The sequence below is a fragment of the Micromonospora sp. Utrum1 genome, from assembly GCF_057197805.1.
This window is the reverse complement of record NZ_CM170071.1, coordinates 7,028,619-7,043,462: the sequence shown is the minus strand read 5'-3', so window position 1 is coordinate 7,043,462 and position 14,844 is coordinate 7,028,619. Positions and strand designations below refer to the sequence as shown.

Here is a 14,844-nt window from a genome sequence, read left to right as displayed (position 1 = left end):
CGGAGCTGTCGGGCCGGCGGCGGCGTTGGCGGCTCTGGACGGTGCTGGGGCTGGTCCTCGTGCTGGTGGCGTGCGGCGTTCCCGGCGTACTCCTGCTCGGGCTGCTGCGCGACGCGGCCGGACGGCCGGCGGCGGGCCGGGACGACCGCGGCACGGCGGCCGAGCGGCGCCTCGGTGAGCGGATGGCGGCCCAGCTCGACCGGCAGGCCGCCGCCCTGCTCAACGGTGACCGGGCCGGCTTCCTCGCCGTCGCCGAGCCCGCCGCCCGACCCGCGCTCACCCGGCGGTACGCCGCGCTGCGCGCGCTCCGGGTCACCGCCTGGCGACCGGCGGCGGACGGGGTGCCGTCGGCGGTCGACCGGCGGCCGGGGGAGTGGCGGCTGACGGTGACGGTCGGCTACTGCTTCGTGGTGCCGGGCTGCGCACCGAGCAGCGTCGAGCTGGGCACCCGGTGGCGGGTGGTGGGTGACGCCGAACCCCGGCTGACCGCGGTCGAGGAGTCCCGGGCGACGTCGGCCGGCGCGCGGCCCTGGGAGGTCAGCGACCTGGCCGTGGCGGTCGGGAAGCGGGCCGTGGTCGCCACCACGCCGGCGCTGCGGGCCAAGCTGCCCGGCCTGCTCGCCCAGGCCGAGGCCGCCGCCCGGGTCGCCGACGGGTACGCGGTGGCCGGCCGACCGCCGGACCGCTACCTGGTCTACTACGCCGGCCGCGCCGAGTGGCAGCGCTGGTACGGCGGTGGCCGGCCGAAGTGGACCGCCGGGTACGCGGTCGGCGTCGGCGGCGGGCGCCACGACATCGTGCTCAACGCGCAGAGCCTGACGCCGACCGGCGTCGACGACCTGCTCCGGCATGAGCTGACCCACGCCGCGTCGCTGCCCGACGGGGGCTACGCGGACCGGTCGAGCTGGTGGCTGGTGGAAGGGCTGGCCGAGTACGCGGGCGCGGACGGCCAGCCGGTGGACCGCTACGAGGGCCTGGCCGAGGTGCGCAGGCTCGTCCGCGGCGGGTGGAACGGCCGGCTCGACGCGCTGGCGCCGGCCGACGACGCGGCGGACGACCGGGTCGGCGGCGCCTACGGCATCGGTTACCTGGCCGTGCGTCACCTGGTCGACCGGTACGGCGAGCAGCGGGTGCTGGACTTCTTCCGGGCCGTGGTGCACGAACGCCGGTCGATGGCCGAGGCCGCCGACGAGGTGTTCGGCGAGCCCTGGGCGGGGCTGCACGACGACTGCGTCGCCTACCTCCGGGCGGTCGCCGGCTGAGGCGTCGATGCTGGTCGACGGGTCGTAGCATGGGCCGGGTGGCCCGCACCCCCTCGCCGCGGCTGCCCGCGGCCCGCCGCCTCCGCCTTCACACCGCCCTCCTCGCCGTCGTCGCGCTGACCGGCGCCACCGCCGCCTCGTGCGGCGACGATCCGGCCACCGTCAGCGTGGCCCAGGTGGGCCGCTCCCCGGTGACCGAGGTGATCGACGCGCCGGCCACGGTGACCGCCCGGGCCGCCGCCACCCTCACCGCCCCCGCCGAGGGCACCGTGGTCAGCCTGCGCGTCCAGCCCGGACAGCGGGTCACCCGGGGGCAGGTGCTCGCCGTGATCGACTCGCCGTCCGCGCGGGACCGGTTGACGCAGGCCCGGGCGGCGCTGCGCGCGGCGAAGCGGGCCGGCCGGGGCGTCGGCGTCGGCGACCTGGGCGGCCGCCGGCGGGACACCGACCAGGCCGCCACCGAGGCGTTCGCCGCAGCCCGCAAGGCGGCCGGGAAGATCGGCGACCCGCAGTTGCGGTCCGCGCTGCTGCTCCAGGTCGAGTCGGCGCAGCAGCAGTACGCGTCGGCCGCCCGCGCCGCCGACCGGGCGGTCAGTGCCGTGCAGCGCGGGGTGGCCGGGCTGAACAGCGCCGTCGGCGCACTGTCGACCGCACAGCGCCTCCAGGCCCAGCAGGCGTACGACCTGGCCAAGGCGACGGTCGACGCGCTGACCCTGCGCGCCCCGATCGCCGGGGTGGTGCAGCCGGGCGGTACCCGGGCGGCCACCCCGACCGACCTCGGCGGACTGCTCGGCGCGGCCGGGGGCGCGGTGCCCGGCCTCGACCCGTCGGCCCTCGGGGCGGCCGGGCAGGGCGGCCCGCCGGCGGGGGTGGACGACGCGGTACCGGCCGGTGGCCGGGTCACCGCGGGCACGCCGGTGCTGACCGTGGTGGACACCGGGCAGCTCGGCCTGCTCGCCGAGGTGGACGAGACCGACGTGCTGCTGGTCCGGGCCGGGCTGACCGCCACGGTCGAGCTGGACGCGGTGACCGGCGCGACGTACGACGCCACGGTCCGCTCGGTGGACGTGCTGCCGACCAGCTCGGCCCGGGGCGGGGTCACCTACCGGGTCCGGCTCGGCCTCGGCGCCGGGCGGCTCGGCGAGGGCGAGGCCGCCCCGACGCCGCGCCCCGGCATGAACGCCGTGGTCCACCTCCGGGTCCGCGAGGCGGCCGACGCGGTGGCCGTACCCGCCTCGGCGGTCTTCTCCGCCGACGGGCGGGACGCGGTCTGGCTGCTGCGGGACGGGAAGGCCGACCGGGTGCCGGTGACCGTGGGCGTGCAGGGGCAGGACCTGGTGCAGATCGTCAGCGGGGTGCGGGCCGGCGACCGGATCGTGGTGCGCGGCGCCGACCAGGTCCACGACGGCCAGGAACTGCCGTGAGCGTCGCCGCGATCGAGGCGGTCGACGTGTCCCGCACGTACGAGCTGGACGGGGTCTCGGTGCCCGCGCTGCGCGGCGTGTCCCTCACCATCGAGCAGGGCGAGTACGTGGCGGTGATCGGGCCCTCCGGCTCGGGCAAGTCCACGCTGATGCACCTGCTCGGCGGGCTGGACCGGCCGACCGGCGGCCGGCTGGTGATCGGTGGCCGGGACGTGACCACCCTGACCGCGCCGGAGCTGGCGACGCTGCGCAACGAGACCATCGGCTTCGTCTTCCAGGCGTTCCACCTGCTGCCCCGGACGTCCGCGGTGGACAACGTGGCGCTGCCCCTGGTCTACCGGGGCCTCGGGGCGCGGCAGCGGCGGGAACGCGCGGCGGCGGTGCTCGGCCGGGTCGGGCTGGGGCACCGGCTGGGCCACCGCCCCAACCAGCTCTCCGGCGGCGAGCAGCAGCGGGTGGCGATCGCCCGGGCCCTGGTCACCGACCCGGCGGTGCTGCTCGCCGACGAGCCCACCGGCAACCTGGACAGCGCCACCGGCGAGGCGGTGCTGGAGCTGCTGGAACAGTTGAACGCCGAGTCCGGGGTGGCGCTGGTGATGGTGACCCACGACCCGGAGGTGGCGGCCCGGGCCCGCCGGCGGATCGCGGTCCGGGACGGGCTGATCCGGTCCGACACCGTTCATGATCGACCGCTGTCGGGCGGCGACGGTCGACCTGAGACACTGGACGCCGCTCCCAGCGCGGAGCCCCGGTCCGCGTCCGGAAGCGGCCCGGGGCACCCGTCCGGTGGCTCCGGTGGCGCCACCGGAGCCACCGGACGCCTTCCGCGCAGCGGCGGACCGGCCGCGGCCGGGGGTGCCCGGTGAGGCTGGCCGAGGCCTGGCGGGTCGCGTTGGACGCGCTGCGGGCCAACCGGATGCGCAGCGCGCTGACCATGCTCGGGGTGATCATCGGGGTCGCCTCGGTGGTGCTGCTGGTGGCCATCGGCACCGGCACCAAGCAGAAGGTCGAACAGCAGGTGGAGGGCCTCGGCTCGAACCTGCTCCTGGTGGTGCCCGGCAAGCTCGACGTCGGCACCGCCCCGGTGGTCTCGCCGCTGGACCTCAAGGACGTGGACGCCGTCTCCCGGGTGGTCGGTGACCCCGGCCGGGTGGCCGTCACGATCGCCTCCGGCGCGACCGCACGGGCCGGCACCCGTTCCGACTTCACCACCGTGCAGGGGGTGCTGGAGACCACCCCGACGGTCTTCACCCGCTCGCTGGCCCGGGGCCGCTATCTGAGCGGCGCCGACGTGGACACCAGCCGCCGGGTGGCGGTGCTCGGCGCGTCCGTGGCCCGGGCGCTCTTTCCCGACCGGGACCCGCTCGGCCAGCAGGTCACCCTTGCCGGGGTCCGGTTCCGGGTGATCGGCGTCTTCACCCCGCTCGGGCAGAGCCTCGGCGTGGACCGGGACGACGAGGTGCACATCCCGGTGACCGCCGCGCAGCGGCTCTGGGGGACCCAGCGGATCGACGGCATCGCGGTGAAGGCGCCCGACCGGGAGCGGATCGACCAGCTCGGCGAGAGGATCGTCGCCGAGCTGGCCCGCCGGCACCCGGACACCGAGTTCAGCGCGGTCACCCAGCAGCAGATCCTCGGCGTGCTCGGCGACATCCTCGGCGTGCTCACCGGGGTCCTCGCCGCCATCGCCGGCATCTCGCTGCTGGTCGGCGGCGTCGGCGTCTCCAACATCATGCTGGTCTCGGTCCGCGAACGGACCCGCGAGATCGGCCTGCGCAAGGCGGTCGGCGCGCGGCCCCGGGACATCGGCGTGCAGTTCCTGCTGGAGGCGGTCCTGCTCACCTCGATCGGCGGGCTGACCGGGATGGCACTCGGGGTGGGCACCGCGCTGCTGGTCGACGCGGTCTCGCCGATCCCGGCGGCGATCACCTGGTGGTCCCTGGCGCTCGCCTTCGGCGTCTCGGCGGCCGTCGGCATCGTCTTCGGGGTGGTGCCCGCCCAGCGCGCCGGCCGGCTCGACCCCGTGGTGGCGCTGCGCGCCGAGTGACGTCCCGGAAACCATGGCGGGCTCCCGGGATCGGGACAGGCCACCCGTCCGGGCGAAAAACACCAGCTCGACACGGGGTGACCAGGGGCCCATCCATGATCAAACGAAGGAAGGGATCGCGCCGGTCACAGCCGCCCCGCTACCGTACTGGTAACACGCGCGTCGCTCGTCGTGGCGGGAAACAACCTGCTCGGCGGCACGCGCCGGGCATGGGAATGGGTCGGTGAGCCATGGCCGGGTCGCAGTCCGACGCTCGACTGTCGGATGTCAGGTTCCTGACCGTCGCCGAGGTGGCGACGGTCATGCGGGTGTCCAAGATGACGGTCTACCGTCTCGTGCACAGCGGTGAGCTGACCGCGGTGCGGGTCGGTCGGTCGTTCCGGGTGCCCGAGCACGCCGTGCACGAATACCTCCGGGGCGCGTTCCAGGAAACCGCCTGACACGTCGCCGGCCAGGCCGGCGAGTGCGACGTAACGGGCATCGACGGGGGCGCGTTGGTCCTGCTGATGCACTCCGGCTACCCTGGACCCCGACCGTGACCGCACCCTGGTGTGCCCTGCCCACCACGCGGGTCCGGTCCGTTGTCCGCAAGCGGTCACGACACCACCCCCCGTGGTGTCTTCCGGTCCGCCCCGCACGTTGCATCGAAAGGCTGTCGTATGGGCTCGGTGGTCAAGAAGCGCCGCAAGCGCATGGCTAAGAAGAAGCACCGCAAGCTGCTGCGCAAGACCCGCGTCCAGCGTCGCCGTCTCGGCAAGTGACCGGGGCCGGGCTGCGGCCCGGCACCCGGCACCACTTGCCAACTGTCGACCCTCGGAGGCTCAGTTGATCAGGCCGCGGACGTCCCGGCTCGATCCCGCCTGCCGGACAAGGCGCACGACATGACCCCCGGTGGCACCTCAGGTGCTCCGGGGGTCGTCGTCGTGACCGGGGTCGGTCGCTATCTCGGCGCGCACGTCGCCGCCCGGCTCGCCGCCGACCCGCGCATCGAACGCGTCATCGGCGTCGACCCGGCCACGCCGAGCCCCGAGCTCACCGACCTGCTCGCCGGGGTCGAGCGGGTCCGGCTCGACCTCGACTCGCTCGGCGGCCTCCTGGTCGACCTCGACGTCGACGCCGTGGTGCACCTGGCGCTGGTCACCGCCCCCGACCCCCAGCAGGGCGGCCGGGCGGCGATGAAGGAACAGAACGTCATCGGCACCATGCAGCTCCTCGCCGCCTGCCAGCGGGCGCCCCGGCTACGCAAGCTGGTGGTCCGCTCGTCGACCGCCGCTTACGGGGTGTCGTTCCGGGATCCGGCCGTCTTCACCGAGGAGACCGAGCCACGCGAGGTGCCGCGCGGCGGTTTCGGCCGCGACATCCTCGACATCGAGGGGTACGTCCGCGGCTTCCGTCGCCGCCGGCCCGACGTCACCGCGACCGTGCTGCGCTTCGCGCCGTTCATCGGCTCGACCGCCGACACCACGCTCACCCGATACTTCGCCCAGCCCGTGGTGCCCACCGTCTTCGGCCGGGACCCGCGGCTGCAGTTCGTCCACTTCGACGACGCCCTGGAGGTGCTGCACCGGTCGGTCGCCGAGGAGCACGCCGGGACGTACAACGTCGCCGGGCCGGGTGTGCTCTCGCTGTCGCAGGCGATCCGCCGGGCCGGCCGGGTGGCCGTGCCGGTGCTGGAGCCGGGCCTCGCCGGGTTCGCCGCGATCGCCCGCAGCCTCGGCTTCGGCCGCTACGGACTGGACCAGGTCGACCTCTTCGTGCACGGTCGGGTGGTGGACACCACCAGACTGGAGCGCGAGTACGGCTTCACGCCCCGCACCACCGCGGCCGCCTTCGACGACTTCATCCGCGCCCACCATGGCGGCGTGGTGGTGACCCGGGACCAGCTCGCCACGGCCGAGCAGTTGGTGCTGGAGGGCATCCGGCAGGTCCGGTCGGCCGTGCGGGAGCGCTCGTGAGCGCGGCGGAGGAGCGGGGCGAGGCGCGGTACGACGTACCGCTGACCGTGCCCGGGCCGGACGCGGAGCCGGCGCGGCGCAACGGGCACCGGCGGGCCACGGCGGCCGCCGCCGAGCCGACGATGAAGGCGGCACCGGCGGCCGCGGACGAGCCGGACACCTCCACCGACGAGCCGGCGCCGAGCCCCAGGACGGGCGCGCCGGGCGAGGCCGCCCCGAAGAAGACGATGGCGAAGAAGGCCGTCGCCAAGAAGGCGGTCGCGAAGAAGGCCGTCGCAAAGAAGCCGACGGGCGAGCCGGTCGGGGCGCAGGACCGGCCGGGCGACGTGACCCCGCCCGGGCCGGCGGTGGCCGACCGGCCGGGGGACCACTGGGACCGGAAGGTCGCCAAGGGGCTGGCCTTCCTGCGGCGACGGCTCGCCGGCGACTACGAGGTGGACGAGTTCGGCTTCGACCCCGACCTCACCGACGCCGTCTTCCACCCGCTGGTCCGGCTGCTCTACCGGGACTGGTTCCGCACCGAGGTCGGTGGCGTCGAGCACGTTCCCGCCGAGGGGGCCGGCCTGGTGGTCGGCAACCACTCCGGCACGGTGGCGCTGGACGCGCTGGTGCTCGCCGCCGCGCTGCACGACCGGCACCCGGCGCGCCGCTACCTGCGGCTGCTCGGCGCCGACCTGGTCTTCCGGATGCCGGTGGTCTCCGAGATCGCCCGCAAGACCGGCGGCACGGTGGCCTGCAACCCCGACGCGGAACGGCTGCTCGGCAACGGCGAGCTGGTCGGTGTCTTCCCGGAGGGCTTCAAGGGGGTCGGCAAGCTCTACGCCGACCGCTACAAGCTCCAGCGCTTCGGGCGGGGCGGGTTCGTCTCGGCGGCGCTGCGGACCGGCACGCCGATCGTGCCGGTGGCGATCGTCGGCGGCGAGGAGATCTACCCGATGCTCGCCGACATCAAGCCGCTGGCCCGGCTGCTCAAGCTGCCATACTTCCCGGTCACGCCGACCTTCCCCTGGCTGGGGCCGCTGGGCATGGTGCCGCTGCCGAGCAAGTGGCTGATCGAGTTCTGCCCGCCGATCCCGACCGCGCACCTGCGCGACTCGGCCGACGATCCGCTGGTCGTGTTCAACCTCGCCGACCAGGTGCGGGAGACCATCCAGCAGACCCTGCACCGGCTGCTCGAACGCCGCCCGGACCCGTTCGGCCCCTGACCGACCGGCTGCGGCCCGGGGTCAGTCGACGCGCTGGCGGCGGCGGTGCAGGGCCAGCCCGGCGGTGACCGCGCCGGCGACCAGCCCGGCGGCGGCCGTGGACGGCACGGCGATCTTCACGGCCCGCCGGCCGGTGCGGAAGTCGCGGACGTCCCAGCCCCGCTCGCGGGCCCGCCGGAGCAGCGCGGGATCCGGGTTGACCGCCACCGGGCGCCCCACCGTGGAGAGCATCGGCAGGTCGTTGGCGGAGTCGCTGTAGGCCGCGCAGCGGCCCAGCTCCAGCCCTTCGACCGCGGCGAGCTGGGTGATGGCCTCGGCCTTGGCCGGCCCGTGCATGAGGTCGCCGACCAGCCGGCCGGTGTACGCCCCGTCGACCACCTCGGCGACCGTGCCGATCGCCCCGGTCAGGCCGAGCCGGGTCGCGATCACCCGCCCGATCTCCACCGGGGCGGCGCTGACCAGCCAGACCCGCTCGCCCGCGTCGAGGTGGCGCTGGGCCAGCTTGCGGGTGCCGGCCCAGATGCGCGGTGCCATCAGCTCGTCGAAGATCTCCTCGGCGAGGCGCTCCACGTCGTCCACCCGCCAGCCTTCGATGAAGGCGAGCGCCGCCTCCTTGGCCTGCGACATGTCCCCGGCGTGCTCGGTGGCGAGCAGCCGGAACTTCGCCTGCTGCCAGGCGAACCGGGCCAGGTCGCCGGTGGTGAAGTACTTCCGGGCGGCCAGCCCGCGGGCGAACCAGTAGATCGACGCGCCCTGCATCATCGTGTTGTCCACGTCGAAGAAGGCGGCGGCCGTCGGGTCGGGGGTGACGGTGGCCGGGGGCGCCTCCGGGGTCTCCGACCAGCCGGCGGTGTGCCCGTGGACGTCGGTGCTGACGGTCACCTTCCGGCTCCCGGTCACGACGTCCTCCCCTCGACGACCCCACGTACGCCCATCCGAGCCTATCCGGCGGGATGTGACGGACGGGTGTCCGGCGGGAGAAGTGTGGCGTGGACGGCTCTCCGCGCGGCTCAGCGGTCGCCGGGGCAGGTGGTCGGGGCGGGCCCGAGCGCGTCGCTGGCCGCCGGGGCCGGCAGCCCGCAGGCGATCGCCTCGCGAAGCGCGTCGGCACGCCGGCCGGCCGCGTCGAGCAGGGCGAGCGAGTGGCGGGTGCGGTCCCGGTCGGCCTGGTCCGACCGGTCGAGCAGCCCGCTGACCGCCCGGCGCTGGCCGCCGAGGAACGTGTCGAGGGCGTCCAGCGCCGCCGGGTCGGAGCGCTGCGCGGCCACCGTGGTCAGCAGGCGTACGCCCTGCCGGGTGTCGGCGTCCATGTCGTCCAGCACGGCGCTGAAGCCGAGCCGGTCGTGGCGGACCGTGGCGGCCTCGTCGAGCCGGGTGCGGGCGAAGTCGAGGAAGAGCTGGCCCCGGCTGATGTCGGAACTGGCCAGGGCGAGCTGGGCGCGCTCGGTCGAGCGCTTCATGCCGTAGAGGGCGTCGCCGGGCAGCGCGTTCTCGCTGGCGGCGGAGATGCCGGAGAGGGCGATCGCCCCGGCGGCCACGCCGACCAGGATCGCGCCGCGGGCCCGGGCCCGTCGCCCGGTCATCGCCGGCAGCAGCGAGCCGCGTATGCCGCTGGCGGCGCCGGCCTTCGCCGGGGCGGCAACGCCCTCGCGCTCGGCGGTGGCGACGAGCATCGCCCGCAGCCCGGTACGGAATTCCGCGTCCACCTCGGCGTCCGGCCGCTCGGCGGTGAGCCGCCGGCTCACCGCGACGAGCGCGGTGAGTTCGTCGTCGGCCCGGGAACGGACGTGGTGCCGCCGGCCGCCGTTGGCCTCGTCGAGGAGCTGCGCGAAGCGCTCGGCACGCCGACGGGAGAAGAGGTCGCTGTCCACCGCAGGCACCCCCTCTCGCTGGTCACGGCCGCTCTGGCCGTCGTCGTCACCAGCGACCGGTGGCAGCGTGCGGCCGACGGTCGACCGGGACGGCCGACCTGACCCACCGGACCGGATGGCCCGGGGGACGCCGGGACAACCACTGGTCGCACCCGGAGAAACGGTCCGCGCCGGTCGCCGGTTACGGGCCGGTCGGTGACGAAATCACCAAGAGTGATCGCGGTCGCGAGGTGCGGAGGGCGCGCGTGACCGCGCCCGGTGGGGTCGCCGGGCGGGTGGAAGCGGGTCGGGTCAGGGCTGGAAGCCGTCGGGCAGCAGCCGGGCCAGGGCCCGGACCGCCCGGTACTGCAACGCCTTGATGGCGCCCTCGTTCTTGCCCATGGCGCGGGCCGTCTCGGCCACCGAGAAGCCCTGGAGGAAGCGGAGCACGATGCACTCCTGCTGCTCCGGGTTGAGCTGCTTGACGGCGGTGAGCAGGGCGACGTTGGTGATGTGCTCGACCACCGCCGCCTCCGGGCTGCCCTCGGGCCCCCGGTCCTCCCGGTCGGCGTCGAGCACGTCGCCGGTCGTCACCTCCAGCCGGTAGCGGCCGGACTTGAAGTGGTCGGCGACCAGGTTGCGGGCGATGGTGACCAGCCAGGCGCCGAGGTCGCGCCCCTGCCAGGTGAAGCTGCCGATCCGCTTTAGCGCCCGGAGGAACGTGTCCGAGGTGAGGTCCTCGGCGAGCTGGCGGTTGCCGACCCGGAAGTAGACGAACCGGAAGACGGTGTCGACGTACCGGTCGTAGATCAGGCCGAACGCCTCGGCCTCCCCGGCCTGCGCCCGCTCGACCAGCGCCCAGACCTCGGTGGCCGGGTCGGACGGGTCGGGGCGGCTCGGGTAGCCGGTGGCCGGGGCGGCGGTCGCCGGGACGGCCGGCAGCACCGCCGTGTCGGCGGCGGTCACGGCGGGCAGGACGGCGGTCTCGGCGGCCGAGGGCTCGCTGTTGGCCCCGGCCTCACCGCGCCGGCCCTGGGCCGGCATGGCCGGCCGGGACGGGGCGCCGAGCCGGCCGGCGGCGGGTTTCGCGTTGCCGCCGGGCACCGTCGGGCGCGGTGGCGCCTCGTTGTGGTGCGTGCGGTTGCGGATCCGCCGTCCCTCGCCGCGCACCGCGAGACCGCGGGTCCCGTCGGCGGCGGTCCGTGGAGCGGGCTCCAGGCGCTCGTTGACGGGTGTTCGCTGGGTCGGGCCGGTCACCCCGGCCGGCCGGTCCGCGTAACCGAAGGTGGTCACCGCACCTCCCCGGGCGCGGCCGTTCCGGGACGTGCCGACGGGCGGCAGGTCTCCTTGAGGTGCTGGTCCAATGCGCTCACAGGCACGGGGGCCTCCTCGGGCTGAGGGGTGTCGACTCACGGCAAACGGGGTGAGCCGACCCGAGTGATGATAGGGCCAACGTCACCCGCGCGTGGCAAGTCCGTTACACAGAGCGGAAGTATTTCCGGTCGCGTCGCACAAATGGCGGACGCCTTGTCCGTCGTGTGCGGTTGACTTTCGCGCCGGTAGCTGGTCCGGAGTGGAAAGTCCTGGTCGGACCCAATTTTGTTGCGCCCTCGGCGTGTCGCGGCGGCGGCCCGGCCGGTGCGTTTCCGGCTGCCCGGACGACCCGGTCGGCCGACCGGCGGAGAGCCCTGTCCCACATTCGGGAATCCCGGGTGCCGGGGTGGACAGTCCCGTGGAGGGGACGCGTCCGGCGTGTCCGGTGGCGCATCGGCATCCGCCACGCGTCGCGGCCCGGTGTTCGGGCGTGGCCGGGCGGACGCGGCTGTGCCAGACTCAGCCACCGTGCAGGACGCAGCCGACAGTTCAGCGCCGAACCTCGCCGACCGGCTCCGCCGGGCGGCCGCCGTCCACGGTGACCGTCCCGCGCTGCATTGGCGCGACCGGACGCTGACCTGGTCGGCCCTGGACGCCTCGGTCACCGCGACCGCCCGCGCGCTGGCCGCAGCGGCGCCACCGTCCGCACCCGACGGCCATCCGCCCCGGGTGGCGATCGCCCTCGGCAACACCCCGGACTTCGTGGTCACCTACCTGGCCGTGCTCCGGGCCGGCCTGGTGGCGGTGCCGGTCAACCCAGGCTTCACCGCCCGGGAGCTGCGGCACGTGCTCGCCGACTCCGGGGCCGCCGTGCTGGTCGGCGCGGCGGAGGTGACCCGCCGGGTGTCCGCCGACGAACTGCCCGCCCTCACCGCGGTGCACACCGCCCCGCCGGTCACCGACGGTGACCAGGCGACCGGCTTCCCGATCCGGGGCGGGGACGACCTCGCCGTCCTGCTCTACACCTCGGGCACCGAGGGCCGGCCCAAGGGCGCCATGCTGTCGCACCGGGCGCTGGCCGCCAACCACGCCCAGGTCGACCGGATCGACCCGCCGGTGGTCGGCCCCGACGACACCGTGCTGCTCGCACTGCCGCTCTTCCACGCGTACGGGTTGAACTCCGGGCTCGGGGCCGTGGTGCACCACGGCGCGACCGGGGTGTTGGTCGACGAGCCCGGCCCGGCCGGGGCGCTCGACGAGATCGCCCGGCACCGGGTCAGCGTGGTGGTCGGCGTACCGTCGATGTTCCTGGCCTGGGCCGACGCGGCGGGCGACCCGGCCGCGGCGCTGGCCTCGGTGCGGGTCGCGGTGTGCGGCGCGGCGCCGCTGCCGCCGGCCGCCGGAGCGCGCTTCACCGAGGTGACCGGGCACCCCGTGCACGTCGGGTACGGGCTCACCGAGACCGCCCCGGTGCTCACCTCCACGCTGGTCGGCGGCGAGCCGAAGCCGGGCTCCATCGGCCGCCCGCTGCCCGGCGTCGAGCTGCGGCTGGTCGGGTCCGACGGCACGGAGCTGTGGCGCGACGGGGTGCCGGCGGCCGAGGAGGACGCCGACGAGCTGGACCTCTCCGACGACCCGACGGGCACCGACCCGGGGCAGATCGTGGTGCGCGGCGACAACCTGTTCGACGGCTACTGGCCGGACGGGCGCGGCGGCCCCGACCCGGACGGCAGCTGGTGGCCCACCGGCGACGTGGCGTACGCGGACGAGGACGGCGACCTCTTCCTGGTCGACCGGCTCGGCGAGCTGATCCTGGTCAACGGCTTCAACGTCTACCCGCACGAGGTGGAGCTGGTGCTCCAGGCGCACCCCGGGGTGGCCGAGTCGGCCGTCCTGGGGGTGCCGCACCCGCGGACCGGGGAGACTGTCCGGGCGTACGTGGTGCGGGCGGCCGGCTCGACGGTGACGACGGAGGAGCTGCTCGCCCACTGCGCGCGTAACCTGGCCCGGTTCAAGTGCCCGACCGCCGTCGAGTTCGTCGAACGCCTGCCCCACTCGGCGATCGGCAAGGTACGCAAGACCGAGCTCCGCCCGGCGGTGCCCCCGGTGCCCGCGCCGGCGCCGCCGACCGAGATCCGCACGGAGGTATCCGATGTCCAGTGACGCCCGGCTCGCCCTGATCACCCGGCCCGACTGCCACCTCTGCGAGGACGCGAAGGCGGCGCTCGACCGGGTGGTGGCGGTCACCGGGGACCGCTGGATCGAGAAGGACGTGACCGGCGACCTCGAGCTGGAGCGCGAGTACGGCGACCGGCTGCCGGTGGTGCTGCTCGACGGCAAGGAGCACGGCTACTGGCGGGTCGAGGAGGATCGGCTGCTGCGGGACCTGACCACCCCGCAGCTCTGAGCTGCCCCTTACAGTGCAGCGATGACCGCTGTGCGCCGCCACCTGGTGTGGGACTGGAACGGAACCCTCCTCGACGACCTCGACCTGGTGGTGCGGGCCACCAACGTCGCCTTCGCCAGCGCCGGCGGTCCGGTGGTCACGACCGACGAACACCGGGTCCGATTCCGCCGCCCGATCGCCGACTACTACGCCGAGATGCTCGGCCGGGCGATCGACGACGAGGCGTTCGGCCGGCTCGACCGGATCTTCCACGAGGCGTACCGGGCCGGATTGACGAGCTGCGCGCTGGCCGCCGACGCCACGGCCGCGATCGCCGCCTGGCCGGGCAGCCAGTCGCTGCTGTCCATGTGGTTCCACGACGAACTGGTGCCCACGGTGCACACCTACGGGCTGACCCCGCATTTCACCCGGGTGGACGGGCTGCGCGCGGCGGTCGGCGGCGGGCCGAAGGCGGAGTGGCTGGCGAAGCACCTGGCCGAGCTGGGCCTCGACGGCCGGCAGGTGGTGCTCATCGGCGACTCGCTGGACGACGCCGACGCCGCGCTCTCCGTCGGCGCCCGCTGCGTCCTCTACACCGGCGGCCTCTCCGACCCCGCCCGCCTGCGCACCTCCGGCCACCCGGTGGCCGACACCCTCACCGAGGCGGTCACCCTCGCTCAGGCGTGGTGATCGACTAGTGCCTGCCGGCCAGCGCGATCCGCGGCCTCAGGCGCGGAGGTGGGTGAGGACGGCGAGGACCCGGCGGTGGTGGTTGGTGGCGTCGGGGGGCAGGTCCAGCTTGGTGAAGATGTTCCGGACGTGCTTCTCGACGGCGCCGTCGCTGACCACCAGGGCGCGGGCGATGGCGGTGTTCGAGCGGCCCTCGGCCATCAGGGCCAGCACCTCGCGTTCGCGCGGGGTCAGCTCGGCCAGCGGGTCGTTCCGGCGGCGCCGGACCAGGAGCTGGCTGATCACCTCCGGGTCCAGCACCGTGCCCCCGGCGGCCACCCGGGCCAGCGCGTCCAGGAACTCGTCGATCGCGGCCACCCGGTCCTTGAGCAGGTAGCCGATCCCGCCCCCGCCGGCCCCGCCGCCGGTGGTGGCGAGAAGGTCGTCGGCGTACGACACCTCGACGTACTGGGAGAGCACCAGGACCGGCGTACGCGGCACCCGCCGCCGGGCCTCCACGGCCGCCCGGAGCCCCTCGTCGGTGTGCGACGGCGGCATCCGCACGTCCACCACCGAGACGTCCGGCCGGTGCGCCACCACCGCCTCGACCAGGGCGTCCCCGTCACCGACGGCGGCCACCACCTCGTGCCCCGACTCGGTCAGCAGCCGCATCAGCCCCTCCCGGAGCAGTACGGCGTCGTCCGCGATCACCACCCGCATGGGTCCGGTGTC

At 75.2% G+C, this 14,844-nt stretch carries 15 protein-coding genes; 11 read left to right on the top strand and 4 right to left on the bottom strand.

Features of this window, described 5'->3' with window-relative positions; all coding sequences use genetic code 11:
- The first annotated feature begins 41 nt into the window (after nucleotides 1-41).
- From AC0OLQ_RS33135 to AC0OLQ_RS33100, 8 genes are all read left to right on the top strand, one after another.
- Nucleotides 42-1,262, top strand: coding sequence for a hypothetical protein (locus AC0OLQ_RS33135; protein WP_484529407.1), 1,221 nt, complete (start codon nucleotides 42-44; stop codon nucleotides 1,260-1,262).
- Nucleotides 1,263-1,291: 29 nt separating this feature from the next.
- Entirely contained in the window at nucleotides 1,292-2,686 is a 1,395-nt protein-coding gene (locus AC0OLQ_RS33130) for an efflux RND transporter periplasmic adaptor subunit (protein ID WP_484529406.1), read from the top strand.
- On the top strand, nucleotides 2,683-3,552 hold the full coding sequence (locus AC0OLQ_RS33125; protein ID WP_484529405.1) for an ABC transporter ATP-binding protein: 870 nt from the start codon (nucleotides 2,683-2,685) through the stop codon (nucleotides 3,550-3,552). The genes AC0OLQ_RS33130 and AC0OLQ_RS33125 overlap by 4 nt, the downstream gene beginning before the upstream one ends.
- A complete protein-coding gene (locus AC0OLQ_RS33120; RefSeq protein WP_357334599.1) occupies nucleotides 3,549-4,733 on the top strand; it encodes an ABC transporter permease in 1,185 nt (394 codons plus the stop codon). The genes AC0OLQ_RS33125 and AC0OLQ_RS33120 overlap by 4 nt, the downstream gene beginning before the upstream one ends.
- 230 nt (nucleotides 4,734-4,963) lie before the next feature.
- Complete coding sequence (locus AC0OLQ_RS33115) at nucleotides 4,964-5,173, top strand: helix-turn-helix domain-containing protein (protein WP_046564428.1); 210 nt, start codon at nucleotides 4,964-4,966, stop codon at nucleotides 5,171-5,173.
- Nucleotides 5,174-5,392: 219 nt separating this feature from the next.
- Nucleotides 5,393-5,494: a 30S ribosomal protein bS22 gene (locus tag AC0OLQ_RS33110; protein WP_007465623.1), complete on the top strand. Its 102-nt coding sequence runs from the start codon at nucleotides 5,393-5,395 to the stop codon at nucleotides 5,492-5,494.
- 120 nt (nucleotides 5,495-5,614) lie between these two features.
- Complete coding sequence (locus AC0OLQ_RS33105; RefSeq protein WP_484529404.1) at nucleotides 5,615-6,688, top strand: NAD-dependent epimerase/dehydratase family protein; 1,074 nt, start codon at nucleotides 5,615-5,617, stop codon at nucleotides 6,686-6,688.
- Nucleotides 6,689-6,915: 227 nt separating this feature from the next.
- The gene (locus tag AC0OLQ_RS33100) at nucleotides 6,916-7,893 is read left to right on the top strand and encodes a lysophospholipid acyltransferase family protein (RefSeq protein ID WP_484532498.1); all 978 of its coding nucleotides are present in this window, start codon (nucleotides 6,916-6,918) and stop codon (nucleotides 7,891-7,893) included.
- A gap of 21 nt (nucleotides 7,894-7,914) precedes the next feature.
- On the opposite strand, the gene AC0OLQ_RS33095 is transcribed toward AC0OLQ_RS33100, so the two are convergent.
- The 3 genes from AC0OLQ_RS33095 to AC0OLQ_RS33085 all read right to left on the bottom strand — a co-directional run bounded on the left by AC0OLQ_RS33095 (nucleotide 7,915) and on the right by AC0OLQ_RS33085 (nucleotide 11,036).
- The gene (locus tag AC0OLQ_RS33095) at nucleotides 7,915-8,838 is read right to left on the bottom strand and encodes an HAD family hydrolase (protein ID WP_357334772.1); all 924 of its coding nucleotides are present in this window, start codon (nucleotides 8,836-8,838) and stop codon (nucleotides 7,915-7,917) included.
- A 65-nt stretch (nucleotides 8,839-8,903) separates the two neighbouring features.
- The gene (locus tag AC0OLQ_RS33090; RefSeq protein ID WP_484529403.1) at nucleotides 8,904-9,764 is read right to left on the bottom strand and encodes a DUF5667 domain-containing protein; all 861 of its coding nucleotides are present in this window, start codon (nucleotides 9,762-9,764) and stop codon (nucleotides 8,904-8,906) included.
- A 291-nt stretch (nucleotides 9,765-10,055) separates the two neighbouring features.
- Nucleotides 10,056-11,036, bottom strand: a complete 981-nt coding sequence (locus AC0OLQ_RS33085) for an ECF subfamily RNA polymerase sigma factor, BldN family (protein WP_357334608.1) — start codon at nucleotides 11,034-11,036, stop codon at nucleotides 10,056-10,058.
- Between the two features lie 549 nt (nucleotides 11,037-11,585).
- Here AC0OLQ_RS33085 and AC0OLQ_RS33080 point away from each other — a divergent pair.
- Genes AC0OLQ_RS33080 through AC0OLQ_RS33070 form a run of 3 tightly spaced genes read left to right on the top strand, consistent with a single transcriptional unit; the run spans nucleotide 11,586 to nucleotide 14,133 of the window.
- A complete protein-coding gene (locus tag AC0OLQ_RS33080) occupies nucleotides 11,586-13,220 on the top strand; it encodes an AMP-binding protein (protein WP_484529402.1) in 1,635 nt (544 codons plus the stop codon).
- Nucleotides 13,210-13,464, top strand: a complete 255-nt coding sequence (locus tag AC0OLQ_RS33075; RefSeq protein WP_484529401.1) for a glutaredoxin family protein — start codon at nucleotides 13,210-13,212, stop codon at nucleotides 13,462-13,464. Before AC0OLQ_RS33080 ends, AC0OLQ_RS33075 begins: the two co-directional genes overlap by 11 nt.
- Nucleotides 13,465-13,485: 21 nt before the next feature.
- Complete coding sequence (locus tag AC0OLQ_RS33070; RefSeq protein ID WP_484529400.1) at nucleotides 13,486-14,133, top strand: HAD family hydrolase; 648 nt, start codon at nucleotides 13,486-13,488, stop codon at nucleotides 14,131-14,133.
- A 36-nt stretch (nucleotides 14,134-14,169) separates the two neighbouring features.
- Here the strand turns inward: AC0OLQ_RS33070 and AC0OLQ_RS33065 are convergent, their stop codons facing one another.
- Nucleotides 14,170-14,832 (bottom strand): response regulator, encoded by a 663-nt coding sequence (locus AC0OLQ_RS33065; RefSeq protein WP_484529399.1) that lies wholly within the window; start codon nucleotides 14,830-14,832, stop codon nucleotides 14,170-14,172.
- Nucleotides 14,833-14,844: the final 12 nt, after the last annotated feature.